General features: G+C 61.8%; 25 protein-coding genes and 1 pseudogene. 19 read left to right on the top strand and 7 right to left on the bottom strand.

What is annotated here, in order from left to right; genetic code table 11:
• Window positions 1-45: 45 nt before the first annotated feature.
• From EJ071_RS26995 to EJ071_RS26970, 6 genes are all read left to right on the top strand, one after another.
• A complete protein-coding gene (locus EJ071_RS26995) occupies window positions 46-711 on the top strand; it encodes a metalloregulator ArsR/SmtB family transcription factor (RefSeq protein WP_126100578.1) in 666 nt (221 codons plus the stop codon).
• A 433-nt stretch (window positions 712-1144) separates the two neighbouring features.
• Window positions 1145-2506: an LLM class flavin-dependent oxidoreductase gene (locus EJ071_RS26990; protein WP_126100577.1), complete on the top strand. Its 1362-nt coding sequence runs from the start codon at window positions 1145-1147 to the stop codon at window positions 2504-2506.
• A 2-nt stretch (window positions 2507-2508) separates the two neighbouring features.
• On the top strand, window positions 2509-3531 hold the full coding sequence (locus EJ071_RS26985; RefSeq protein WP_245459977.1) for a flavin reductase: 1023 nt from the start codon (window positions 2509-2511) through the stop codon (window positions 3529-3531).
• Window positions 3528-5135, top strand: coding sequence for a GMC family oxidoreductase N-terminal domain-containing protein (locus EJ071_RS26980; RefSeq protein WP_245459976.1), 1608 nt, complete (start codon window positions 3528-3530; stop codon window positions 5133-5135). Before EJ071_RS26985 ends, EJ071_RS26980 begins: the two co-directional genes overlap by 4 nt.
• 21 nt (window positions 5136-5156) lie before the next feature.
• Window positions 5157-6227: a GlxA family transcriptional regulator gene (locus EJ071_RS26975; protein ID WP_245459975.1), complete on the top strand. Its 1071-nt coding sequence runs from the start codon at window positions 5157-5159 to the stop codon at window positions 6225-6227.
• 97 nt (window positions 6228-6324) lie between these two features.
• A complete protein-coding gene (locus EJ071_RS26970) occupies window positions 6325-6849 on the top strand; it encodes an NAD(P)H-dependent oxidoreductase (RefSeq protein WP_126100576.1) in 525 nt (174 codons plus the stop codon).
• 24 nt (window positions 6850-6873) lie between these two features.
• Here the strand turns inward: EJ071_RS26970 and EJ071_RS26965 are convergent, their stop codons facing one another.
• From EJ071_RS26965 to EJ071_RS26950, 4 genes are all read right to left on the bottom strand, one after another.
• Complete coding sequence (locus EJ071_RS26965) at window positions 6874-8304, bottom strand: aldehyde dehydrogenase family protein (RefSeq protein ID WP_126100575.1); 1431 nt, start codon at window positions 8302-8304, stop codon at window positions 6874-6876.
• Window positions 8301-9377 (bottom strand): ATP-binding cassette domain-containing protein, encoded by a 1077-nt coding sequence (locus EJ071_RS26960; protein ID WP_126100574.1) that lies wholly within the window; start codon window positions 9375-9377, stop codon window positions 8301-8303. The genes EJ071_RS26965 and EJ071_RS26960 overlap by 4 nt, the downstream gene beginning before the upstream one ends.
• Window positions 9374-10423 carry an ABC transporter permease subunit gene (locus EJ071_RS26955; RefSeq protein WP_126100573.1) on the bottom strand — a complete coding sequence of 350 codons (1050 nt, stop codon included), beginning with the start codon at window positions 10421-10423 and terminating at the stop codon, window positions 9374-9376. The genes EJ071_RS26960 and EJ071_RS26955 overlap by 4 nt, the downstream gene beginning before the upstream one ends.
• A gap of 99 nt (window positions 10424-10522) precedes the next feature.
• Window positions 10523-11494 carry an ABC transporter substrate-binding protein gene (locus EJ071_RS26950; protein ID WP_126099999.1) on the bottom strand — a complete coding sequence of 324 codons (972 nt, stop codon included), beginning with the start codon at window positions 11492-11494 and terminating at the stop codon, window positions 10523-10525.
• Window positions 11495-11629: 135 nt separating this feature from the next.
• Between EJ071_RS26950 and EJ071_RS26945 the strand changes: the two genes are divergently transcribed.
• Window positions 11630-13009, top strand: a complete 1380-nt coding sequence (locus tag EJ071_RS26945; RefSeq protein ID WP_126100572.1) for a LysR substrate-binding domain-containing protein — start codon at window positions 11630-11632, stop codon at window positions 13007-13009.
• Here EJ071_RS26945 and EJ071_RS26940 read toward each other — a convergent pair.
• Window positions 12978-13253 (bottom strand): hypothetical protein, encoded by a 276-nt coding sequence (locus EJ071_RS26940; protein WP_245459974.1) that lies wholly within the window; start codon window positions 13251-13253, stop codon window positions 12978-12980. The genes EJ071_RS26945 and EJ071_RS26940 overlap by 32 nt on opposite strands.
• Window positions 13254-13447: 194 nt before the next feature.
• Between EJ071_RS26940 and EJ071_RS26935 the strand changes: the two are divergent.
• From EJ071_RS26935 to EJ071_RS26905, 7 genes and pseudogenes are all read left to right on the top strand, one after another.
• Window positions 13448-13941: pseudogene (locus EJ071_RS26935) on the top strand (flavin reductase).
• A gap of 29 nt (window positions 13942-13970) precedes the next feature.
• Window positions 13971-14894: a MoxR family ATPase gene (locus EJ071_RS26930; protein WP_126100571.1), complete on the top strand. Its 924-nt coding sequence runs from the start codon at window positions 13971-13973 to the stop codon at window positions 14892-14894.
• Window positions 14895-14899: 5 nt separating this feature from the next.
• On the top strand, window positions 14900-16150 hold the full coding sequence (locus EJ071_RS26925) for a VWA domain-containing protein (protein WP_126100570.1): 1251 nt from the start codon (window positions 14900-14902) through the stop codon (window positions 16148-16150).
• Window positions 16151-16213: 63 nt separating this feature from the next.
• Window positions 16214-16552: an XdhC family protein gene (locus EJ071_RS26920; RefSeq protein WP_126100569.1), complete on the top strand. Its 339-nt coding sequence runs from the start codon at window positions 16214-16216 to the stop codon at window positions 16550-16552.
• Window positions 16553-16617: 65 nt separating this feature from the next.
• Window positions 16618-17322: an XdhC family protein gene (locus EJ071_RS26915; protein ID WP_126100568.1), complete on the top strand. Its 705-nt coding sequence runs from the start codon at window positions 16618-16620 to the stop codon at window positions 17320-17322.
• Window positions 17319-18941, top strand: coding sequence for a molybdopterin-binding/glycosyltransferase family 2 protein (locus EJ071_RS26910; protein ID WP_126100567.1), 1623 nt, complete (start codon window positions 17319-17321; stop codon window positions 18939-18941). Before EJ071_RS26915 ends, EJ071_RS26910 begins: the two co-directional genes overlap by 4 nt.
• 122 nt (window positions 18942-19063) lie before the next feature.
• Window positions 19064-19915 carry an alpha/beta fold hydrolase gene (locus tag EJ071_RS26905; protein ID WP_126102726.1) on the top strand — a complete coding sequence of 284 codons (852 nt, stop codon included), beginning with the start codon at window positions 19064-19066 and terminating at the stop codon, window positions 19913-19915.
• On the opposite strand, the gene EJ071_RS26900 is transcribed toward EJ071_RS26905, so the two are convergent.
• Window positions 19916-20959 carry a DUF1176 domain-containing protein gene (locus EJ071_RS26900; protein WP_126100566.1) on the bottom strand — a complete coding sequence of 348 codons (1044 nt, stop codon included), beginning with the start codon at window positions 20957-20959 and terminating at the stop codon, window positions 19916-19918. It abuts the gene before it with no gap.
• A gap of 145 nt (window positions 20960-21104) precedes the next feature.
• Here EJ071_RS26900 and EJ071_RS26895 point away from each other — a divergent pair, with 145 nt between their 5' ends.
• Window positions 21105-21608 carry a DUF1993 family protein gene (locus EJ071_RS26895; protein ID WP_126100565.1) on the top strand — a complete coding sequence of 168 codons (504 nt, stop codon included), beginning with the start codon at window positions 21105-21107 and terminating at the stop codon, window positions 21606-21608.
• A 50-nt stretch (window positions 21609-21658) separates the two neighbouring features.
• On the opposite strand, the gene EJ071_RS40290 is transcribed toward EJ071_RS26895, so the two are convergent.
• The gene (locus EJ071_RS40290) at window positions 21659-21823 is read right to left on the bottom strand and encodes a DUF1127 domain-containing protein (RefSeq protein ID WP_082954041.1); all 165 of its coding nucleotides are present in this window, start codon (window positions 21821-21823) and stop codon (window positions 21659-21661) included.
• 166 nt (window positions 21824-21989) lie between these two features.
• Between EJ071_RS40290 and EJ071_RS38710 the strand changes: the two genes are divergently transcribed.
• From EJ071_RS38710 to EJ071_RS26875, 4 genes are all read left to right on the top strand, one after another.
• Window positions 21990-22133 carry a hypothetical protein gene (locus EJ071_RS38710; protein WP_189521228.1) on the top strand — a complete coding sequence of 48 codons (144 nt, stop codon included), beginning with the start codon at window positions 21990-21992 and terminating at the stop codon, window positions 22131-22133.
• A gap of 92 nt (window positions 22134-22225) precedes the next feature.
• On the top strand, window positions 22226-22684 hold the full coding sequence (locus EJ071_RS26885) for a hypothetical protein (protein ID WP_126100564.1): 459 nt from the start codon (window positions 22226-22228) through the stop codon (window positions 22682-22684).
• A 310-nt stretch (window positions 22685-22994) separates the two neighbouring features.
• Window positions 22995-24062 (top strand): aldo/keto reductase, encoded by a 1068-nt coding sequence (locus EJ071_RS26880; protein ID WP_126100563.1) that lies wholly within the window; start codon window positions 22995-22997, stop codon window positions 24060-24062.
• Window positions 24063-24098: 36 nt separating this feature from the next.
• A complete protein-coding gene (locus tag EJ071_RS26875) occupies window positions 24099-25367 on the top strand; it encodes a cysteine desulfurase-like protein (protein WP_126100562.1) in 1269 nt (422 codons plus the stop codon).

Below are 25367 nucleotides of genomic sequence, written 5' to 3'. Positions count from 1 at the left end.
TCATTCAATCATTATATTGAATGACGATGCGTCGTTGAAAGGCCCATGTCAATCCGCAATCCGAAGCAGGCGCTTTACGAACAGTTTGCGATCGTCGCCAAGGCGCTCGGCAATCCGCTGCGCCTGGAAATGATCGAGCATCTGGCGCAGGGCGCGCGCAGCGTCGAAGCGCTGGCGGTCAAGCTCGGCCAGCCTGTCGCCAACATCTCACAGCATCTGCAGGCGCTGCGTCGCGCCGGCATCGTTTCGGCCGAACGCGACGGCAAATTCGTCCATTACGCACTCGCGGACGAGAGCGTGCTCGCCGCCTTCGCTTCGGTGCGCGCCGTTGCCGAGCGGCAGCTCGCCGAAGTCGATCGCATCGTGCGCGGCTATTTCGACGCGCGAGACCAAATGCGGCCCGTCGGACGTGACGAACTCCAGGCACTCATGCGCGACGGCCTGGTGACGCTGATCGACGTCCGCCCGCCGGACGAGTTCGCGCTCGGCCATGTGCCCGGCGCGATCAATGTTCCGCTTGGCGAAATCAAGACCTGGTCGGCCAACGCGGCTCCAGACCGGCAAATCGTCGCCTACTGCCGCGGTCCGTGGTGCGTGATGTCCTTCGAGGCGGTGGCCGCGCTGCGCTCGCTTGGCCATTCCGCGCGCCGCCTCGAGGACGGCATGCCGGAATGGAAGGCCGCCGGCCTGCCGGTGGAAATAGCCGCCTGATGGTGCGGCTAATTAGGCGGGGCGGAATGCTCGCTGGAGCCGAAAGGGCATCGAGCGCCAATTGCCGACGCTTGGCTACAACATGGCGAATGCCTTGAGTGGGGCCGCAAGCGGTCTGTCGGCTTTGCGCTGTGGTATGCCGAAAAGCGACATTTCAGGCTGGCTGGATTGGCGTCGAAAGCGGCGCTACCTCTTGTTCCAGCGCCCACTTGACTTGGTGCAATGGTCGAGAAGTCTGGCGAGTAGCATTTTCCTCACATTTTCTAGAACCTCAGCCCATCGCTAGCGTAAGCTCCGCTTAACAACAACGGCAGTTTTTTCGGCGTTTACAATGTCCGGCCGAAGTCGGACGTTGCCCCCAACAAGACCATGTCCCCAGGGGTCGGCGGTGGTTAGATCGCCGCCGCCGCGCATGCCAACGGAGGGTTTTCTTATGAGCAAGAAGCAGATGAAGCTGGGGCTCTCCATGCGGTACATGGGATACCATGTCGGCTCATGGCGGCATCCGGATGTACCGGCGGATGGCGCCTCTCTCTTCCAGTCGTTTCTGGAAGTGGCGCAGACAGCCGAACGCGCCAAGTTCGACATGCTGTTCCTGGCGGACGGTATAGGGGTCCGGTTAGACGACAAGCCCAAGGGATCGATGTGCAGATCGCGCCACAACGTGGAACTGGAGCCGTTGACGCTCCTTTCAGCCTTGGCCCCTCTTACCCGCAACATCGGCTTGGTAGCCACGGCTTCGACAACCTACAACGAGCCCTATCACATCGCGCGCAAATACGGCTCGCTCGACCAGATCAGCGGCGGCCGCGCGGCCTGGAACGTGGTGACCTCCTGGTCGGATCAGGAGGCCTGGAACTTCTCGATGAGCAAGCAGCTCGATTACGACACCCGCTACGAGCGCGCGCACGAATTCGTTGAGGTAGTTACCGGTCTCTGGGACAGTTGGGACGAGGACGCGTTCCTTCTCGACAAGGAATCCGGGGTCTTCTACGACGAAAAAAAGATGCATGTCCTCGACCATGTGGGCAAGCATTTCTCCGTCCGCGGGCCGTTGAGCGTTCGACGCTCGCCGCAGGGTCGGCCGATCCTGGTCCAGGCTGGCGTATCGGAGCCTGGTCAGCAGATCGCGGCCGAGTACTGTGACATCGTCTTCATGGCCAAGAACGACCTCAAGTCCGCTCAGGACTACTATTCTTCGGTGAAGGACCGGTTGGAACACTTCGGCCGCAAGAAGAGCGATCTCCTGATGATGCTCGGCCTTACGCCCATCGTCGGCCGCACCCGCGAGGAAGCGCAAGAGAAATACGAACAGCTCGAGGCGCTCATCGATCCGATCGTTGGCCTTTCGATGCTCTACCGCTCGTTCGGCGATCTTTCGCATCTGCCGATGGACGGCCCGGTGCCGAAGCCAGACCTTGACAAGGTCGGACTCAAGAGCAGCGCTCAGATGTATTACGACCTCGCCCAGAAGCAGGGCCTGACAATACGCCAGCTCTACAAAAAGATCGGCATGGCCCAGGAGCACAAGACCGTCGTGGGAACCGCGGCCGACGTCGTCGACGAGATGGAGTCCTGGTTCGAGCAAGGCGCCGCCGATGGCTTCAACATAACGCCATCTCTTCTCCCACACGGCATCAACGACTTTGTCGAGCTCGTGCTGCCCAAACTGCGCAGACGCGGCCGATTCCGCGACGAGTATGAAGGGCGAACCCTTCGCGAGAATCTCGGCCTCCCCGTTCCCGCCAGCCGCTACGCGACCACGGCTTCCGCCGACAGGCGTCTCGCCAGTTAAATTTGATCGAACGAGTATCGGATATGCAAACGAACGCCGGTCGAGACACGCTCTCTGCTAGGGACACCGCTCGCCAGCCGATCGAGGCGGGCGATCCAGTGAACGATAGCCGTCTCTTTCGCAGATGCCTTGGCCTTTACGGGACGGGCATTGCGATCATCACCGCGGAGATGGAGGATCAGCGGGCCGCAGTGACCGTCAACTCCTTTGCTTCCGTGTCGCTCGATCCGCCGCTGGTGCTTTGGTCCATAAGCCGCGCTTCACGCAGCCATCCGCTATTCACGAACGGCAAGCGCTTTGCCGTAAACATCCTCGCCTCGACACAGATGAATGTCTCCAGACATTTCTCCAGCAAGGTCGAGGACAAGTTCGCGGATACCTCATGGTCGCCTGGGGAGTTCGGCTCCCCCTTGCTTCACGGTTGTCTGGCGCACTTTGAGTGCGAAACCTACGCGCAGGTCGAAGGCGGCGACCATACGATCCTGATCGGTCTCGTACGCCGCGCCAGTCGTTTCGACGGGGAGCCGCTGCTTTTCGCCCAGGGCCAGTACAGCGTCGCCTATTCCCATCCGGAGGTTTCGCCTGCGCCTGAGGTCGGCCGCTTCACGCCCGAGACAGCTACCGAGGGAACGATCATTCCTCAGATATTCGAAGCGCACCATCTCCTTTCGGCCGTTTTCGACGAGCACCGCCATGCCGAAGGTCTCGATATCTCGGTGGCCCGGGTGATCGCCTGCGTGTACGACATGCCGGGCCTGAAGACGGACCAGGTGGCGCGGGCGACATATCTCGGGCAACGGGACACGGAGGACGCCTTGGCCACGCTTGTCGAGCGCGGGATGCTCGTCAGTTCGGCGGATGGCCAGTTGGTTCTCACCGAAGCCGGGCGGCATCGGCGCGAGGCGATCCGGACGCGTTGGCAGAATTTCCAGAAAGATCAGCTTGAGGGCATACCGGAGGCGGACCTTCGCGCTACGCTGCGAACTCTCTCGAAGCTGATTGCCCAGAACAGACCGGCGAAATGATGAACTGGGACTACATCGTCATAGGCGCCGGATCGGCAGGCTGCGTGCTCGCCAACAGGCTGAGCGCTGACCCAGCCACGAAAGTGCTGTTGCTGGAGGCCGGCGGCAGCGACAAGCGATTGAACATCATCATGCCCGCGTTGGCCTTCAAGGCGATGGCCGACGAACGCACCAACTGGAAATTCATGACCGAGCCGGACCCAACGCGCAACAACCGGCGGGACATGATGCCCCGCGGCAAGGGACTCGGCGGTTCCAGCTCGATCAACGCCATGTTCTATGTCCGTGGAAACCGCGGCGATTACGACCATTGGGCGCAGATGGGGAACCGGGGCTGGTCCTATGACGAAATCCTGCCCTACTTCAGGAAGGTCGAAGGCAACCGGGACGGCGTGACCGGTATCTACGGCAAGGACGGCCCGGTCGTCGTCAGCGCCGTGCGCAAGCCTCCCAAGCTTGCCTACGTCTTCGTCGAAGCAATGAAAGAGCTCGGCTATCCACACAACCCCGCCTACAACGCCGAACCCACGGACGGCGCTGCTATCATTCATGTCACCCAGCACATGGGAACCCGCTTCAGCGCCGCCAGAGGCTACCTGGATCCGATCAAGAAGCGGCCTAACCTGAGGATCGTGACGGGCGCGGTGGTGCGCAGGATCTTATTCGACGGACGTCGCGCCTCAGGCGTCGAGTTCGATGCCGGTGGCAAGACGCAGGTTGAGCGGTGCGTCGGCGAGATCGTCCTGTCCGCGAGCGCGGTCAACTCGCCGAAACTTCTGATGCTGTCGGGCATCGGTCCGCAGGAGCAGTTGCGGGCGCACGGCATCGACGTGCTGCACGACAGCCCCGGCGTGGGCCGAAATCTCCAGGAGCACGCCAGCACGCAGGTGAAGGCCTACGTCAACATCAAGACCGCAAACCAGGAATTCAACCTGTTGGGAAAGCTGAAATACGGCGTACAGTTCCTTTTCGACCGCTCGGGTTACGCCACCTACACCTATACGGGCGTCGGCCTCATCCGGACCAGGCCAGAGCTCGAATATCCCGACATCCAGTATCATTTCGGGGCTTTTTCGGCGAACTACACCCATGATGGCATTGAGATGCAGAAGGAGGCCGCGATCAACCTCCAGCCCAACGTCAACAGTTCACGAAGCCGGGGCTTTCTCGAACTGCGCTCTTCCGATCCATACGAGCAACCCAAGATCCAGCTGAACCTCCTGAGCGATCGCTACGACATCGAGACCTTGATGGCCGGCGGCAGGATCGCCCGCGCCGCGCTGAACTCGAAGGCGTTCGCGCCATACGTCACCGGCGAGTTCAAACCGGGCAAGGACGTCCAGACTGACGACGAATGGATCGCCTATATGCGCGAGAACGCGAGCGGCAGCTACCATCCGTGCGGCACTTGCAAGATGGGCATCGACCCCATGGCCGTCGTGACACCGGATCTGAAGGTCATCGGCGTGGAGGGCCTGCGCGTCGTCGATTCCTCCATCATCCCGCAGATACCGAGCTGCAATCTCAATGCCATCAGCATGGCGATCGGCGAGAAAGGCGCCGATCTGATCCTTCAGAAACAAGCCGCCTACGCGACGGCATGATGGGTGACTGGGCGCGTAAGCATGACCGCCGCTGCAGTTTCGAGTGATCTGACAATGACCAAAGAGCCCGTGTCAAAGACCTTCGTTTTCTACATCGTGCCCGAATTCACCATGCTTGCGTTTACATCCGCCATCGAAGCGTTGCGTTTGGCGAATGCGGTCATGGGGGAAGAAGTCTATCGATGGCGGATCGTCAGCGTGGACGGTGACCCCGTGCGATCCAGTTGCGGACTGTCGGTCTCACCTGATCGCTCTGTTGCTGCGGAGCGCTCGAGCACACGAGCAGAGCGGCCGAATATGATCGTGGTCTGCACGGGATGGCACGTCGAGCGTGCGGTGGACAAATCCGTCGCGGGATGGCTGCGCCAAAGCCGGAATTTCGGCATCTCCGTGGCGGGAATCTGTACTGGTGCGCACATCCTCGCGGATGCGGGAATGTTGGCTGGGAGGCGTTGCACCATCCACTGGGAGAACCTTCCAATCTTCAGAGAGACGTTTCCGTCTGTCATTGTCGGCAGCGGCCTCGTCGAAAGCGACGACGACATCCATACCTGCGTTGGCGGGACGGCCTCCTTCGACATGATGCTCCATTTCATTGAAAAGGACTGCGGCCGACGGGTGGCGTTGGCGATATGCGAACAGGCAATTGTCGACCGCATAAGGGAGCCGTTTGAACGGCAGCCCGGCCCGTTGAGAACATTGGGCAGCGTCAACCCGCTTGTGCTGTCGGCCGTTCAGTTCATGGAGGACGGTATCGCTGATCAGACGGATATCGCGGCGGTGGCGAGGCACATCAAGCTTTCCCGCCGGCAGATGGAGCGCCTTTTCGCCAGAGAGCTCGCGACATCTCCCTCACGCTACTTTCTCGAGCTTCGGCTGGATCGAGCACGGCTGATGCTTCTGCAATCAAACATGGCCATCATCGACGTGGCCGTAGCATGTGGCTTTGTCTCGGGATCCCATTTCGCCAAGTGCTACAAAGCATTCCACGGCGTCTCCCCGCAGCGGATGCGAGCGCAGCGTCCACGAAGCGCCTACGTTCCTTCTCTCGGACGGGCTGGATCGCGCGCATCTTTGGGACGCATGGTATGACTGAACGCTCGTCGGCTGGTCCATTGCCGCGGAGCGCACGGGTCTACCTGGCGGCCTGTAACGTACTCGACACACAGCAGAAGAGGAGGCTGGCTCCATGGCAACCATAGTCGGCATCAGCGGCAATTTCAGCCGTCCTTCGAAGACCCGCAGCATGGTGGAGACGATTGTCGAAGCGGCCGCGAGAGAATTGAATTGGGACTCCCGGGTCTTCGATCTGGTGGACGCTGGACCGTCGCTTGGCGCCACCTTCGGCAGGAAACAGGCGCCGCGCGAAATCGACGAAATTTGGACGGCGATCGAAACATGTGATGCGCTCGTGGTCGGCTCACCCGTGTACAAGGCATCCTACACAGGGCTGCTCAAGCATCTGTTCGATGTGCTGGACATGAACGCGCTTCGCGGGCGGCCGGTCCTGGTCGCCGCGACCGCCAAGGCGCCGAGCCACGAGTTGATGATCGACCACCAGTTTCGACCGCTGTTTGCCTTCTTTCGGGCGAACGTGGCGGCCGGGTCCGTCTATGCCCTCGACCACGATTTCGGGCCGGAGAACGAACCGACGGAGGGACTGCGTCAGCGGATCGCGACGGCCGTGGGAACGCTTGTCGCGGCGGTGCGCTGAGCTCGATTGCTGGAGCGGGTTGGCTCAGCCTTCATGGAGTCCGCCGATCGCCTTGACCTCGAGGAATGCCTCGAAACCGAATTCCCCGCATTCGCGGCCGTTGCCCGACTGCTTGAAGCCTCCGAACGGCGCGGACGCATCCCAAGCAGGGTGATTGATCATCACCTGTCCAGCGCGAAGCTTCGACGCGACGCGTTTGGCCGCGCCCAGATCCTTCGACTGCAGATAAGCGGCTAGCCCGTAAGGAGTGTCGTTGGCGATCTCGATCGCCTCATCGATGCTGTCATACGGGATGAGGCTGACGACCGGCCCGAACATCTCCTCCCGAGCCACGGTCATCCCTTTCGTCACATGGCCGAACACCGTCGGCTTCACGAAAAATCCCCGATTCAGCGACGATGGCCTGCCAGGCCCTCCGGTGACGAGGATAGCGCCTTCTTGGACCGCGGATTCGATCAGAGAATTGACGCGCTCGAACTGCCGCTCGTTCATCACCGGCCCGAGCATTGTAGCTTCGTCGTTCACGTCACCGATAACCACGGATTCGGCCGCCTGTTTCGCGATCCCAATCGCCTCCTCGTGCAGTTGCCGAGGCACAAGCATCCGTGTCGGCGCGGTGCATGACTGGCCCGCGTTGCGGTAGGCACCGAGAACTCCCCTTGTTACGGCCAGTTCCAGGTCGACATCCGGCATCACGATGTTGGCGGAATTTCCGCCGAGTTCCTGATGGACGCGCTTGACGGTATCGGCTGCGTTCTTAGCGACTTGAACGCCTGCACGGGTGGACCCGGTGAATGACACCATGTCGACATCCGGATGGCTCGACAACGCTTCGCCGACCGTTGCCCCGTCTCCGTTGATCAGATTGAAGACGCCGGGCGGCACGCAGGCATCGTGGAGCACTTCGGCGAACAGCATGGGACTGATCGGCGCGTACTCGCTCGGTTTCAACACGATCGTGCACCCGGTCGCCAGCGCAGGCATGACTTTCGTGACGATCTGGAGCACCGGGAAGTTCCACGGCGTGATGAGGGCGCAGACGCCGACCGGTTCAAATGCCAACAGCGTCCGGCCAGCCAGCCGCTCGAATTCATAGTGTTCGAGAATGCGAATGGTGTCGGCGATGTGCGCCCTCGATCCGGCGATCTGGGCCTGCCGCGCAAATGTGATCGGCGCGCCCATCTCGAGTGTCGTCAGTTGCGCAAACTCCTCGGCACGCTCATCGAACAGCGCAAGCACGCGCCGAAGCATCTCCAGGCGCTCCTCGCGCGTCGAACAACCATAAGTGCCGAAGGCCTTCCTGGCAGCCACCACCGCGGTATCCACGTCCTTCGCGGTGCCCATTGCGATACTCCCGGCCGGTTCTTCCGTCGCCGGGTTGATGACGACCCTCTGTGGCCTGTCTCTCGCCGGAACGAAGCGACCGTCGATGTAGAAATGGTCGAGATGTTTCAAGATGTCCGTGCCTCTTTGATTGCCATTGCGGCCGCAGGCGGCACGGCATGCCGGGGGACCAGTGCCGCGAAGACGTCCTGCATTTTTATCAACCCGGCCGGAATGCCGCCCCTGACGACCACGAAGGTGCAGGTGAGATCGCCTTGCGAACGCGCCATGACTGTTTCGAGATTGTCGTCCACATCGACCTGCCCCGACGTGCCGGATTCGACGATGATACCCGGCACCATCACGGACTCGGCGCGGAGCACGCGTGCGCGATTTATGTCGTTCACGAACTTCTCGATGTAGGCGTCGGCCGGATTGAGGATGATGCTCTGCGGCTCACCCTGTTGGACGACCACGCCGTCTTTCAGGATTACCAGGTGATCCGCGATCCTGAGGGCTTCATCCAGGTCGTGGGTGATGAAGACGATCGTCTTGGAAAGCTCCTCCTGAAGTTCGAGCAAAAGGCTCTGCATGTCCGTCCGCATCAGCGGATCAAGCGCCGAAAACGCCTCGTCCATAAGCATGACGTCGGAATTGGAGGCCAGCGCTCTCGCGATGCCCACGCGTTGCTGCATGCCGCCGGAGAGCTGGTGCGGATAGTGGTTCTCAAAGCCCTTGAGACCGAGCCGCTCCAGCCATTTGATCGCGTTATTATGGGCATCCGCTGCGCTGTCGCCTCTGACGCGTTGCGCCATCTCGACGTTCTGCAGAACGCGCATATGCGGCATCAGAGCGAAGCTCTGGAACACCATCGACATCCGAAACCGGCGCAGCTCCCGGAGCGCCGCGCCGGTGAGGCCCGCCACATTGATGCCGTCGAGGAGGATTTCGCCGGCGGTAGGCTTGATGAGGCCGTTCAGATGGCGGATCAACGTCGACTTTCCCGAACCGGAAAGGCCCATGATCACGGTGATGTCGCCGCTGCGTATGTCGACGTTTATGTCCTGAAGCCCGATGACGTGGCCGTGCTTGCCAAGCAGCTCGGTCTTGTCCATCCCGCCGTGCACTTTCGCGATCATAGAACGCGGATCGGGACCGAATATCTTGTACAGGTTCCGGATGGAAATCTTCGGCTGTTCGGTCAACGGCCTTCTCCCCGCAGCTGGAGTGTACTGTTGACGCGCGACATCGAGGCCTTGCTCACCCTGTCGAAATTGATGGCCAAGAGTACGATGCCGAGGCCCGCGACCAGTCCGACGCCGAGTTCGAGGTTGTTAATGCCGCGCAGGACGAGGACGCCAAGTCCCGGAGCCGACACCAGGGATGCGATCACGACCATCGAAAGCGCCATCATGATTGTTTGATTGACGCCCGCCATTATGCTCGGAAGCGCCAGCGGCATCTCCACCTTCGCCAGCTTCTGCCAGCGGTCCATGCCAAAGGCATCCGCGGCTTCGCCGACGTTACCGTCGACCATACGGATGCCGAGGTTCGTGAGCCGGATTACCGGAACGACGGCATAAAGGATGATAGCGATTCCGTAGAGCTTCGACTCGGTGACCGAGAAGAGGAAGATCAGGGGAATGAGGTAAACGAACGAAGGAAGCGTCTGAAGCATATCGAGGATGGGAAGGCTAAAGCTCTCAAGTCGATTGCTCTTAGCCATCATGATGCCGACAGGTATGCCAACAAGGATACAGATGAACGTACACGTAAAGACGATCGCCATCGTTTGGAGCGCATAATGGAGATGGTCGGTTAAACCAAGAATGAACAGCGTTGCGGCCACCAGAGAAAGGATGGACCATGACCTTGACGCGAAATATACAAGTAACAGGAGCGCGATCACCAGCACCCACCAAGGAACGACTTCGACGACCTTGAGCGAGAAATCCAGGAGCCATGATAGCGGTTGCGTCAGAGGATCGAGCACCGTCTTCAACGCGACCCGCACGTGGAGGAAGCTGTTCTCGATGCCGGTAGTGAGTTCCCTGGTGCGCGGCACGGCGCGACAGGCGTCATGCAGCGCGTCGAGCGAAGGGAACGGGACGTTCGCCGCAGAGTGCCCGCCCGCATTGGCTTCCTTGCTCTTCTTGAGCAGTTCGGCAATGCTCATCGGCCCTGCGGAATCCGAGGCGTCGCACCACCCACGAAGTCCGAGCTGATTGAATAGTCCGTCGTAAAAAGCCATGAGTGCCTTCCATCTGGCGTCGATTGACGCGCGAAGTCATCTCGAAAACCAAAGAAGAACGACATGGGTCGCGGACATATATGCCCGCGACCCAGAACGTTACTGCACGACAGCGGTGACCTTCGCTTTGGCGTCTTCCGACAGCCAATTCGGCCAAACGTCTTTGTATTTTGTCAGGAAGTGCACGGCGGTTTCGTCGGCGGTGGCCTTATTCTCTTCCTGCCAGGCGAGAAGCTCGTTCATGGTGTCGTTGTTGAAGCTTACCTTGCTCATGAGAGCAACCAGTTCGGGGTTCTTGTCGTGGAAATCCTTCGACATCGTGGTCATGACCGTGGCCTTGGGCCACCCGGTCTTGCCCGGAGTCGCGCAATCGGCGGTAGCGTTGCATTTGGCTTTGTCCTTATCGACAGGTCCCATGTCGACTTGGACCATCTTGTACTTGCCGAGAACACTGGTCGGAGCCCAGTAATAGCCGAACCAGGGCTCCTTCGCCGCATAGGCCGATGCGATGGATGTCGCGAGCGTCTCAAGAGACCCGTGATTGAAAATCTCGATTCCGTGCTTTTCGAGTTCGAAAGCTTTGACCAGGTTGTCGTTCGAATGGCGGCAGCCCGTGCCGACAGGGCAGTTGTTGAACCGGCCGCCCACAAGCTTCGGGTTTGCCAGGATCCCGTCAAGCGTCTTCAATTCGGGATGGGCCGCCGCGAGATAGTCGGGAATCCACCATGCATCGATGCCGCCGTCGGTGAGGACATCGCCGACCTTGACGATCTTGCCCTCCTTCTCAAGCTTGTAATAGATGTCCGCGACACCGGGCCAGACTTCTGTCAGAATGTCGGGCTGCCCCGTTTCGGCAAGCGAAGTAAGCGCCGGGACCGTCGAGGTCGGCACCTTCTTCACCGTGCAGCCGTAACCCTGCTCCATCAGGAAGCTCGAAACGGCGGTCACCACGGCGGCCGAGGCCCAGTTCATTTCGGTGATCGTCACAGTGCCACAGGCGGCGCTGGCGGGCGATGCGCCTGCCAAAAAGCTCGCGCCGATCATGCCGATTGCTGCAAGAAGAGATTTCATGTCATTCCCCTTTGGCGAAGTTGTGCCTGACCATTCGCGGCGAGCGGCATTGCTGCCTCCCCGCGGCGCGCGATCAGGTGTTTTTTCGGCTTATTAAGCAGAAGCCAGATTACGTCCCGGCGGACAGTTGGCAAGTTGCTTAATTCCTACGCAATGGGTAAGCTGGGCTTTATGCAAAAACTTCGCCACCAGCTGCCGCCGCCCAATTTTCTTATAACTTTCGAAGCCGCGGGACGTCAGCTCAGCTTTACCAAAGCGGCGTCGGAACTGAATGTTTCACGCGTCGCCGTCAGCCAGCAGATTCATGCCCTGGAGAGATTTCTCGGTGTGCCGCTGTTCGAACGGCTGCAACGCTCGGTTCGGTTGACAAGGACAGGAGAGAGGTATCACCGCGCCATCTCCGAGGTCCTTGAACGAGCGCTGCGCGCGACGCTTGAAATCAGCCGGCGCTCCGACACCAACGTCGTCAATGTTGGCGCCACGCCGGGTTTCATGACCTATTGGCTATCACCGAGACTCGGTGAGTTCAGGGCGATCCACCCCGACATCGAACTGAGGTTTATCGTCTCCGACAGCAACTTGCAGTTCGAGGACAACATGGACCTCGCGATCCGATACGGCTCCCCACCGTTTGATGACGCCGAGACGACATTCCTTGTTCGGCAAGAGATAAGTCCTACCTGCGCGAACACATTTCTGCCCGCGGGCACGATGCTCGAGCCGTCCGAACTCCTGACCTATCCGCTCATTCACCTGGAGGGTCCATATGACGAACATACCAGGTGGTCGACATGGCTACGCGTTCACGGCCTCGATCTGGCACGAGCGAAGGCCGGAATAACCGTGAATTCCTATACGAACCTGGTTCAGGCCGCGCTCGAAGGTCAGGGATTTGCCTTGATCGGTCCGCCGCTGGTTCAGAGATTCCTCGCGAACGGGACGCTCATTCAACCCGTCAACGCCAGGCCAGTCGTCCGTCATGCTTTCCACCTTCTACTTCCTCGGCTTTCAATCCCATCCGCTGCCGCCCAGGCCTTCGCGGATTGGATCAAGGTTCCTTCCCTGCGAAGAAGATCGGCATTGAGGGGACAATTGAATTGGAGTGAGGTAACGGCGGTCGAACCCGCTTTGCGACCGGTGTCACGCAACCAACTTGAGGAACTGGAGCTCATTGTGTCCGCTTTGAGGAAGCCGCAAAGCTTCAAACGGCCGATCACGGCCGATCTGGTTGACGCAGCTGGCGGCCAGAGTAATGGGTGTCGACTGAAGTACCCTGGCTTCAGCGGCCGCCTGTTCGGGGGGCCGGCCGTGCGGAAGGGTCTGGCGACCTCGTCCGGCCCATATAATGGTCCGTCATCGGATCAATGGGCGACAGTGTTTTGCAAGCCGGGTGAGGATCGTGGCCACGGATTGCGCTCGCCGTCGCCGCCGCGGCCCGAAGCCGGTAGGAACCGGCCAGCCCGGGTTCTTGGCGCGCCTTCGGTCACGGTTTCGGCGAGCAATCCGGGGACGTGACGGGACTGTCCCAGAATTGCCTGGCGGCCGCCGCGCCGCCGTCGGCGGTGCAGGCGTCGTCGACGGTATTGACCGTGATGCCTTGGGCCTCCGCCGCCAGCCCGCTTCCTGCCTCGATCTGCTTGCCGAGGATCGCCGACGGCCCGGAGAGCGGCGCGGCGACGCCGACCAACATATCGGCATTGGCGCTCGCGGCCAGCGACAGCCAGAACAGCGCGGCTAATGTCGTCGTGATATGGCGCATTCGGGCGAAGAGGTTCCCCTATGCCGGAGTTACAGTCCGGCACTATTCCAGCAAAGACCTAAAGGCTGGCTAATCCCGGCGCAACACGCGAATTTCAGGACTGCGGTCAAGCACTTCGCCCATGCTAGGCAACTTGTGGCGTGCAATATGTGGCCATATATAACGGACTTGGTTTTGACAGGTGGAATCATCGGGTGCTGAAGATCAATGACATCGGGCCACAGCACTATCGCGATGCGATGGCGCATTTTGCCGGCCATGTGCATGTGGTGACCACGGACGGCCCGGCGGGCAAACGCGGCGCAACGGTGATTGCCGCCTGTTCGGTCTCCGACACGCCGCCCACCGTGCTTGTTTGCCTCAACCGCGAAAATCCGAAGAACGAACCGTTCATCAGGAATGGCAACTTTGCGCTGAACACGCTCGCCTCGGACCAGGAGGCGATCTCCGTGGGCTTTTCCGGCATTACCGGCCTGCCGCCCGAAGAACGCTTTGCGCTCGGCGAATGGGACGTGATCTCGACAGGCGCGCCGACACTGAAAGGGGCGCTCGCCGTGTTCGATTGCCAGATCGTCGATGCCAAGGATTTGGCCACCCACCGTGTGCTTTTTGGCAAGTGACAGGCCTGCGCATCGGCGATAATTTGCGGCCGCTGATCTACCACAATCGCGACTACCACGTTCTGTGAAACGGGTGCGCGGGATCCACGGAGACAAAATGACCGTGCCGCGGCCCGCGCCGAAGTCGATCGACGAGACGCTCGATCTCCTGACCGGCGCGGATTATGTCGCGGATCGCTCGCTGGCGACGGTGCTGTTCCTGTCGCTGCGCATGAAGCGGCCGCTGTTCCTCGAAGGCGAGGCGGGCGTTGGCAAGACCGAGATCGCCAAGGTGCTGGCCGATGCGCTCGGCCGCCGGCTGATCCGCCTTCAATGCTATGAAGGGCTCGACGTCTCCTCCGCCGTCTACGAGTGGAACTATGCCGCCCAGATGATCGAGATCCGAATGGAGGAGGCGGCCGGCAAGGTCGTGCGCTCCGACATGGAGCGCAACGTCTTTTCCGAAAAATACCTGATCCGCCGCCCGGTGCTCGATGCGCTGACCGGCAAGGCAGGGGCGGCGCCGGTGTTCCTGATCGACGAGCTCGACCGTACCGACGAGGCCTTCGAGGCGTTCCTGCTCGAGATATTGTCGGACTTCCAGGTCACCGTCCCGGAACTCGGCACGATCAAAGCGGAAGAGCCGCCGATCGTCATCATCACCACCAACCGCACGCGCGAGATCCACGACGCGTTGAAGAGGCGCTGCCTCTATCACTGGGTCGACTATCCGAACGCCGAGCGCGAGCTGGAGATCGTGCGGCGCAAGGTGCCACAGGCGAATAGGAGGCTGTCGGCCGAGGTGGTATCCTTCATCCAGAAGCTGCGCCAGGTCGAGCTGTTCAAGGCGCCGGGCGTCGCCGAAACCATCGACTGGGCCGGCGCGCTGACCGAACTCGACAAGGTGGCGCTCGATCCGGAAACCGTATCCGATACGATCGGCGTGCTGCTGAAATACCAGGACGACATTGCCCGCATCGAACAGGGCGAAGGCCGGCGTATCCTCAATGAGGTCAAGGCCGAGCTTTCCGCCGCGGAGTAGGCGCGATGCCATCGCCACGCCCGGAACCCAGAGAGGCGCTCGCGGACGGGCATATCGCCGACAACATCGTCTATTTTGCGCGGGCGCTGCGCAAGGCAGGCATGAGCGTCGGGCCGGCCTCGGTCAAGGACGCCATCGAGGCTGTGCTTGCCGCCGGCATCGGCTCGCGCGACGATTTCTATTGGACGCTGCATGCGGTGCTGGTCTCGCGGCACGAGGATCATCCGGTTTTCGACGAAGCCTTCCGCCTGTTCTGGAAGTCGCACGAATTGATCGAGAAGCTGCTGGCGATGTTTTCGCCGGTCGCGCCCGACGATCGTGAAAAGCAAAAGCCCCGCGCTGCCGAAAACCGCGTCAGCCAGGCGATGTTCGAAGGCCACCACAAGAACCAACCGGTGCGGGAAGTGCCGGAGATCGAGGTCGATGCGCGTTTCACCTTCTCTGGTAACGAGGTGCTGAGGGCCAAGGATTTTGCGCAGATGGATGCGGCCGAACTGGCCGAGGCCAAAAAGGCGATCGCGGCCTTGCGGCTACCCTTCGATCTGGTGCGCACGCGCCGCTTCAAGGCTGATGCACAGGGGCGTCGCATCGATCCGCGCGCCATGATGCGCTCGGCCGCGCGCACCGGCGGCACGCTGATCCTGCCGAAATTCCGCTCTGCCCGCGAAGTGCATCCGCCGCTGGTCGTGCTTGCCGACATTTCCGGCTCGATGAGCCAGTACACGCGCATCTTCCTGCATTTCCTGCATGCGTTGACGGAAAAGCGCCGACGCGTGCACGCTTTCGTCTTCGGCACGCGGCTGACGAACCTCACTCGCCAGATGCGCCATCGCGATCCCGACGAGGCGCTGGCCGAATGCTCGGCAGCTGTGAAGGACTGGTCGGGCGGCACCCGCATCGGCGATGCGGTCGCCGAATTCAATCGCCTGTGGTCGCGCCGCGTGCTGGGGCAGGGCGCCGTGGTACTGCTGATCACCGATGGGCTGGAGCGCGACGACGTCAGCGGCCTGTCGGAGGAGATGGAGCGGCTGCACAAATCCTGCCGGAGGCTGATCTGGCTCAACCCGCTGTTGCGCTTCGACGGGTTCGAGGCGCGCGCCCGCGGCGTCAAGGCGATGCTGCCGCATGTCGACGAGTTCCGCGCGGTGCATAATCTCGATGCTCTGGCCGATCTTTGCGCTTCGCTTGACCAGCGGCCGGCGGCTTCGGTCGACCCGCGCCGCTGGCTGCAAACTGGCGAGAGGCGCGCCGCGTAGCCATATGTTCGTGGGGGAAAACTAAAGTTTCCCCCTGAAAAACAGACTTTGTGAGAAGCGACAATGGACGAGAGCATTTATCTCGATGAGGCCCGCGATCCCCTGATCATCGCGGAAGGCTGGATGAAGGACGGCAAGGATGTCGCCATCGCGACCGTGGTCGAGACCTGGGGTTCGGCGCCACGCCCGGTCGGCAGCCATCTGGTCATCGACGCCGAGGGGAATTTCCACGGCTCTGTTTCCGGCGGCTGCGTCGAAGGCGCGGTGGTGACCGAGGCGGTCGATGTCATAGACAGCGGCAAGGCCAGGATGCTGGAATTCGGCGTTGCCGACGAAACGGCATGGCAGGTGGGCTTGTCCTGCGGCGGCCGCATCAAGGTCTATGTCGAGCGGCTGGGCTAGAGCATGATCCCGCAAAGTGGGAACCGGTTTGCGGACAAGATCATGCTGCAACAAGAGACTTTCTTATGGACCCGTACGTTCTCAAGACACTCAACGAGGAACGCCGCGCTCGCCGCGCAGCAATGCTGGTCACCGATCTCGGTGACGGCCGCGACCGTATCGTGCGCGAGGGCGACCATGTTGCGGGCGATCTCGGGGCGGCGATCGCCAGGGCATTCCGCACCGGCAATTCGGAATCTGTCGAGGCGGAAGGGCGGACCTTCTTCCTCAACGCGCATTTGCCGCGCCCGCGCCTGGTGGTGATCGGCGCCGTGCATATCAGCCAGGCATTGGCGCCGATGGCCAGGATCGCCGGCTATCCGGTCGAGATCGTCGACCCGCGCACTGCCTTCGCCACGCCGGAGCGCTTTCCCGATGTGGCGCTGCATGCCGAATGGCCGGAGGATGTGCTGAAGCGCCAGCCGCTCGATAGCTACACCGCGCTTGCCGCGGTCACCCACGATCCGAAGATCGACGATTTCGCGCTGAAGGCAGCGCTCGATGCCAAGTGCTTCTATATCGGTGCGCTGGGCAGCAGGAAGACCCATGCCAAGCGGGTCGAGCGACTGCTGGCGCTCGGCGCCAGCGCCGACCAGATCGCCCGCATCCACGCGCCGATCGGTCTCGACATCGGCGCCGCGAGCCCGGCCGAGATCGCCGTCGCCGTCCTTGCGCAGGTCATCCACGCCTTCCGCTCGCGCGGTCTCGAAGCGAAAGGCGCCGTGGCGTGAAGTTCGGTCCGGTTCCGATCGATGAGGCCGAAGGCGCGGTGCTGGCACATGCGACCACCGCCGGCGAGCGGCGGTTGCGCAAGGCGCATCGGCTGAGCGGCGAGGATATAGCCGCGCTGAAGGCGGCCGGTATCGGCGAAGTCGTCGTGGCCGTTCTGGCTCCCGATGATCTTGGCGAGGATGCCGCGGCCGAAAAGATCGCGTTGAGCATGGCTCATCGCAACGTCGAGACGAAGCCCGCCGCAACAGGACGCGTCAACCTGCATGCCGAAACCGCAGGCATCTTCACTGTCAGCGTGGAAATGATCGACGCCATCAATGCCATCGATCCGTCCATCACCATCGCGACGCTGGCGCAGCACGCGCCGGTCGAGAAGGGCCAGATGGTGGCGACGGTGAAGATCATCCCCTTTGCCGTCGCCGCAAGCCTGGTCGATGCGGTGGTTAAGATCTGTGCCGGCGGCGAGATATTTGCCGTCAACGCCTACAATCCGGTCAATGTCGGCGTCATCCAGACGGTGCTCCCCAGCGTCAAGCCAAGCGTGCTCGATAAGACGCTGCGCGTCACCGAGGCGCGGCTGGCGCGCTCGGGCGGCCGGCTGACGGCGGAGCGGCGCACGCCGCATGAGATCGCGCCCGTCGCGGAAGCAGCAAGCGCGCTGGCCCGCGACAACGATATGGTGGTGATCTTCGGCGCCTCGGCGCTGGCCGATTTCGCCGATGTCATCCCGGCCGCGATCGAACGCGCAGGTGGTACCGTGATCCGCGCGGGCATGCCGGTCGATCCCGGCAATCTGCTGGTGCTCGGAACCTTGGCTGGCAAGCGCGTCATCGGCGCGCCCGGTTGCGCCCGCAGCCCCAAGGAAAACGGTTTCGACTGGGTGCTGGACCGGCTGATCGCCGGGCTCGAAGTGACCGCGCGCGACATTGCCGGCATGGGCGTCGGGGGTCTCTTGATGGAAATCCCGACCAGGCCGCAGCCGCGCGAGCCGCTGCCAGCGTCACAGTCGGCACGATCGGAGCCGAGGGTCGACATCGTGCTTCTTGCTGCCGGCCGCTCCAGCCGCATGGGCGGGCCGAATAAGCTGCTGGCACTGTTCGACGGCAAGCCGCTGGTACGCCGCACGGCCGAGCGGGCGCTGGGCTCGAAGGCCGCCGCCACAATCGTCGTCACCGGACATCAGCGCGAGCGCGTGCGTTTGGCGCTTTCCGGCCTCGATGTGAGGCTCGCCGACAATCCGGACTTCGTCGACGGTCTGGCCTCGTCGCTGAAGGCGGGTATCGCGCGGGTTGCGCCCGATGCCGCCGGCGCCATGATCGTGCTCGGCGACATGCCGGGCGTCTCGTCGCGGGATCTCGACAGCCTGATCGACGCCTTCCGCCGCTCCGGTGGTCGCGCCGTGGTGCGCGCCGCGCATCTCGGCAAGCGCGGCAACCCCGTGCTGTTGCCGCGTTCGCTGTTTTCCGCCGTCGCGCATCTCGAGGGTGACACCGGCGCGCGCCATCTGGTCGAGGCCGAGGGGCTCGACGTCATCGATGTCGAGATCGGCCAGGGCGCGTCGATCGATGTCGACACCCGCGAGGCGCTGGAAGGGGCGGGCGGCGTGCTGCAGGATTGACAAACCGAAGCCGAATTTCGCATGGCTCTGGGCATGTCTTTCCTGTTTCGTCGCCGCTTACCCCTCTCCGGTCTGCCGGCCATCTCCCCCTCAAGGGGGTATCCACACTCCATGCCTGTCTGATTTCGCTGCTTTTCTTGTCCGTCAGCTCAGCCGACGCGCTCGAGCTAAAACCCTTCAAGGACGACCTCTTCGCCTATCCGGCGACGCTGTCGACCGGCGACAACGGCACCTACACGGTGCTCGACTATCGCGAGATGCGCGACATCAACCAGCGCGACGAAGTGCCGGAAAAGCGGGTGCATGCGCAATACACCGATCCCGGCGTGCGCAAGGTGCAGCAGGATCTGATGCTGAAAACCGATGCCGGCGACGTCAGGCATATCGCGGTCGGCAAGACGGAAGGCGCGGCCATCATCGTGCTTTACCTGCATGGGCAGGGCGGCAGCCGCAAGCAGGGCGTCGACGACTTCACCTTCGGCGGCAATTTCAACCGCATCAAGAATCTGATGGCCGAAAATGGCGGCCTCTACCTCTCTCCGGATTTTCCCGATTTTGGCGACCGGGGCGCCGCGCAAGTGGCGGCGCTGATCGACCACTATGCCGAGAAATCGCCCGGCGCCAAAATCTTCGTCGCCTGCGGCTCGATGGGCGGCATACTCTGCTGGAAGCTTGCTGCCCAAAACGATACCGGCCGGCGTATCGACGGGCTGCTGCTGCTCGGTTCACTGTGGGATGAAAGTTTTTTGTCGAGTCCCGCCTTCAGACGCCATGTGCCGGTCTTCTTCGGTCAGGGCAGCAAGGACCCGGTATTTCCTGTGGAGAAGCAGGAAGCCTTCTTCCGCTCGATCATCGCCAGATCGAAGGCCTACCCGACCCGCTTTGTCCGCTTCGAGACCGGTACGCACGGGACGCCGATCCGCATGGTCGATTGGCGCGGCACGCTGAACTGGATGCTGAGCAAGGCGCCTTGATCAGGGCGGCGTGTTGTAGTCCAGGACCGTTTCGGGGTTGATCTCGCCGTCATAGGACGCGTCGACGTCGTATTGCACCAGCGAGAAATTGCCGTTGCGGAACAGATAGGTGCCGGCCGATGAAGCGTCGCCGACGCCACGCCATTTGTTCATCGAGGTGATCGTCTTGGTCTTGTCGTCATAGTCGGAATTCACCAGTTGATCGTCGGTCTGGAAGCCGATGATGTGGATTCCCTCGACCTTGCCCTCGCTGTTGTTGTTCTCGTAGCGGATGTCGAGCTCGGGTGAGGCGAATTGCAACTGCCTTACACCGTTGACGTCATCATGGATGTAATAGACCGCGCTTTCATTGTAGGCGGCCATCGAGCAGAAGAAGCGGAAGAGCCGTGTCTCTCGCTCCGGCTCGTCGGCTGCAGCGTCCTTATAGTGGATGGAGCGGGTGTCGGGCTCGCCGACCGGTTTGCCCTCCGGATTCTCCTTGTCACACTGTTCGCCGTAAGTGGCGAGGAAGGCTTTCTTGGCCTGTTCCAGCGCTCCATCCTTCTTCGGCGGTGGCGGGCCGTCGCCGCAGTTTGCCGGTACAGCGTCCTCGAAGTCCGAGCTCGACGGTTTCAACGCGCCCTTGTCGATGAAGATGGGCTGGAACGGCGGCTCCTGGATCTGCGCGTTGACCTGGCGCAGCGTGTAGCAGCCGGCAAAGACTTTTGCTTCGCCCTTCTTGTCGGTCGCCTGGATGGCGACGGGAACGCTGTAGTAGATGCTGCCGGCGGCACCCTCGTTCGAAACGGCGCCGGTCTTGACCTCGACCGTATCGGTGTTGTCGTAGCCCTTGACGAAAGCGTTGAAATCTTTAGCCGGCTTTGTATCGCCGAAATAACCCCAGGCGCGGGCGAATTCATGCCGGCTGATGGCGCTGTAGAGCGAGCGGACGACCGCCTCGGCGCTGGATCTGTCGTCAATATAGGGCGCTTCGGCGGCGAGCGCCGACTGGCCGATGCCGGCAAGGGAGAACAAGGCAGTCGCTGCGAGAAAGATGCGTCTCATCAGGGAATCTCCGCTCGATAACGAAAATACTACCACGGCGATTGCGGCGGCGCGGTGACGCCGGGGCAGAGCTGCTTGAAGAATCGGGTCGGGAGGCACTAGCTGATCATCCGCGGCGCTGAGGCCGCCTAGGGAGATTACTCGCGTGACCATATCCATGTACGACATTTCCGTGGCCGTCTTTTCGGCCCGGCTGAAGGCGCTGGACAGCGTGCTGGCGCTGGCCGAACAGAACGCTGCCGATCGCAAGATCGACCCGCAGGTGTTCCTGTCCGCCAGGCTCGCGCCCGACATGTTTGCCTTGACCCGGCAGGTGCAGATCGCCACCGACCATGCCAAGGGCGCGCCGTCGCGGCTTGCCGGCCGTGAAGTGCCGAAATACGAGGACAACGAGTCAAGCTTCGAAGAGCTGCACGCCCGAATCGCCAAGACGCTCGATCATCTGGCGAGCTTCTCAGCGGCCGATCTGGAGGGCTCGGAGGAGCGGACGATCGAGCTCAGGCTTGCGGGGCGCGAGGTGTCGATGAGCGGGCTGCAATATCTGCTGCACGCCGCCATGCCGAACTTCTACTTCCACATCACCACGGCCTACGACATCCTGCGGCACAATGGCGTGCCGCTGGGCAAGGCGACGTTCCTGGGACGCTGAAGACCAAGAGGTTTCCCGGTGCCGGGAAACCTCTTTTCATCGTCTCATCGTCAGCGTATCGACATTTCGCGGGCGATACGCGGGAAATCGGCCGGCTTGATGCCGATATCGGCGCGGTCGGCATTGCTCATCGCGTTGAGAAGCGCAAGCGCCGAGCGGTAACGTTGCTGTTCCTGCGGGCGCGGCCGCGCGAACATTTCGGTGAAGAACCCCATATCCCAGGCCCCTAATTTGTCCTCCACACGCCGAGCATATAGTGATTTGTTAAAATTGTGCAGTGCAGCAATTGCATGGCAGCCATGCCTGGCGAATTTTTTTCGTCTCAATCGATTCTTTCTGAAACTTTCGCTGACGCTCTTCCGTACGCCTCGATGCTGGCGCATGGCCGGCTTTTTCCTCGCCACTCCTGGCGATCTTGCCGGGCTGCACGAAAATGCAGCCCGGCCTTTTATTTCGGCGAGTCGGGCAACGGGTTTCGGAGCTGAAAAGGCCGCAATTGTTAACGTCGCCGGCATTCATTTTTAACGAGAGCGATCTATGGTCGACGGCAGAATGAATGCCGTGACGACAAGAGGGAGGCTGAGATCGGCACCGGGAACAAGCTCGATTTCGCTTCGTTGCTCGACGACCTGATCATCGCCTCGGAGAAGGGTGAGGACGGGGGCGCCCGGCCATCCATTCCGTTCGACTACCTTTCGGTGGCGGACGAGCTTCACTCCGGCCGTATCAAAGTTGCCGGCGAGAGCGTTGCCGCCGAATATCGTGAGGCAGGCGCTGACCTTGCCGCTGAGTTCGCGGCACTTCTCGACCAGGCTAAGCTCGCGCTTGCCGACGAAGAGCACGGGCCGGAAGAAAAGCTGCCGCCGGTCGATCCCGAATCGATTGCCGGCGAGCTCGGCCTCGATCGTCCTGCCAAGAATGCCGATTTCGGCCGCATGCGCCGCAACTTTGCCTTCTCCAACCATCCCGACCGCGTCGCCCCGCATCTGCGCCAGCGCGCCATGATCCGCATGCAGGTGGCCAATATGCTGATCGACGAGGCCAAGCGGCGGGCGCTGGCAGGGGCTAGGCGGTAGTTCCCTCGACACCGGTATTTGAGAGGTTGCAGGCTTGTCGGCGGGCGAAGATTTCGCCGTTCGTTTCCGTCAATCGGCGCAAGCGCCGGGGATTGGCTGAAGCATCCCCAACCTCATCATCCAGGGCGAAGCAGGCGCGCAGCGACGCAGCGCAGACCCAAGGATGACGAACTGACTGCGCTTCGGCCCATGTCCGCACTGTGCGATTTTGCCAAACGACTGTGCAATTTTGCCAAACGCAAGCATTTTGCTTTATGCTTGAATTTCCCTCCCGCGCAGCCCGCGCAAAACCTCCCGCCGGAGACATTCCATGCAAAAACGCCGCCTCGGTCGGACCGATCTCCTTGTTTCGCAAATCTGCCTGGGCTCGATGACCTGGGGCCAGCAGAACACCGAGGCGGAAGGTCATGCGCAGATGGACCTGGCATTCTCGCGCGGGGTGAATTTCATCGACACGGCCGAACTTTACCCGATCCCGCCAAAGGCGGAGACGCAAGGATGGACCGAGAGGATCATCGGCAGCTGGATGAAGGCGAAGGGAAACCGTGACAAGGTCGTCATCGCCTCGAAAGTGGTCGGCCGCACGGCCAACACGTGGTTCCGCGGCGATCGGCCATCGAAGCTGGTACGCGCCGACATCTTTGATGCGGTCGAGAAGTCGCTGGCCAAACTCCGCACCGACTATATCGACCTCTACCAGATCCACTGGCCGGACCGAGACATTCCGTGGGGCTCGAATCCGACACGCGTCGGCGCGGTTGCACGGCGGGCCGACGCTGCCGGCGCTCCGGCGGGCGAGACGCCGATTGCAGAGACGCTCGCCGTCTTCGAGGAGATGGTGAAGGCAGGCAAAATCCGGCATCTCGGCCTGTCGAACGAGAGCTCGTGGGGCGTCATGCGTTTCCTAGCCGAATCCGGCAACGGCATCGGCCCGCGCGTCGCCTCGCTGCAGAACGCCTACAATCTGGTCAACCGCACCTTCGAGGTGAACCTGGCCGAGGTCTGCGAGCGCGAAGAGATTTCGCTGCTTGCCTATTCGCCGCTGGCGCAGGGCTATCTGACCGGCAAATACGATCATGGGGCGCGGCCGCAGGGCTCGCGCTCACAGCTCTTCAATCGCGGCCAGCGCTACGAGACGCCGAATGCGGCAGAGGTGCTGCTCGAATACAATGAGCTGGCGCGCTCCTTCGGCATGGAGCCGGCGCTCTTCGCCAATGCCTATGTGTCGAGCCGACCGTTCGTGACCGCGAACATCGTCGGCGCAACAACCGTCATGCAGCTCGACACGGCGCTGTCCTCGGCCGAGGTCAGATGGACGGAGGAGATGCAGAAGGCTGTCGACGCCATCCATCAGCGCGTCGGCAATCCGTGCCCGTGAGCGGAAATCATTAGAAAAGACAAAGGAATGGAGACAATGGCAGACTTTCCGATCGAGGTCGTGCGCGGGAAGTTTCCGGCACTTTCGCTGACCGACAAAGGCCGCCGCCGCGTCTATCTCGACAATCCCGCCGGCACGCAGGTGCCGCAGGCGGTGGCCGACGCCGTGTCGCGCTGCCTGCTCACTACCAACGCCAATCTTGGCGGTTTCTTCGAAACGACGGTCGCAGCGCAAAAAGTGGGCGACGAGGCGCATGCTGCGATGGCCGACTTCCTCGGTGCGGCAAGCGTCGAGGAGATCATCATCGGCGCCAACATGACGACCTTGACTTACCACATGTCGCGAACGCTCGGCCGGACGATGAAGCCGGGTGACGAGATCATCCTGACGCGCATGGACCATGAGGGCAATGTCTCGCCCTGGCTGCAGCTTGCCGAGGATCTCGGTCTTGTCGTGCGCTTCCTGCCGTTCGACGAACGGAGCTGGCAGGTCGAGGAAAACGCTTTGAAGGCGCTGCTTTCGGAAAGGACGCGGCTCGTGGCGCTGAACTATGCCTCGAACCTCACCGGCTCGATCAACCGCGTGAAGGCACTGACGGCGATCGCCAGGCAGGCCGGCGCGCTGGTCTATGTCGATGCCGTGCAGTTCGCGCCGCACGGGCTGATCGACGTGCAGGAACTCGGCTGCGATTTCCTGGTCTGCTCGGCCTATAAGTTCTTCGGGCCGCATATGGGCATACTGTGGGGCCGTCGCGACGTCATCGATACGCTCAAGCCATACAAGTGCCGCTGCTCATCGAACGGCCTGCCGGAGCGTTTCGAACTCGGCACGCCGCAGATCGAGCTGATGGCCGGCCTCACCGCCGCGGTCGATTATTTCGCCGATCTCGGCGCTGCGGCTGGCGAGGGCGGCTCACGGCGGCAGCGGATTGCGAAAGCCTTCGAGGTGTCGATCGCCTACGAAAACGCACTGGCCCGGCAGTTGATCGAAGGCCTGTCAGATATCGCTGGCCTGACCATCCGCGGCATCACAAATCCGGAGCGTTTCGGCGAACGCGTGCCGACGGTTTCCTTCACGGTCGAAGGCATCGCGCCGGAGACGATCGTGCGGCAGATGAACGCCGAGAACATTTTTCTCTGGTCGGGCCATAACTACGCATGGGAAATCGTCCACCAACTCGGCATTCCGCCGGAACAAGGTGTCGTGCGCATCGGCATCGCCCATTACAACACGGCGGCAGAGATCGGCGAGACGCTGGAAAGCGTGCACCGCGTGATCGCGATGCTGAGGCAGCAGCGCTCTTGA

The organism is Mesorhizobium sp. M1B.F.Ca.ET.045.04.1.1 (assembly GCF_003952465.1).
In the GTDB taxonomy this organism is placed as follows: domain Bacteria; phylum Pseudomonadota; class Alphaproteobacteria; order Rhizobiales; family Rhizobiaceae; genus Mesorhizobium; species Mesorhizobium shonense.
The sequence above is the reverse complement of the archived record's forward strand: the minus strand, read 5'-3'. Positions and strand labels throughout refer to the sequence as shown.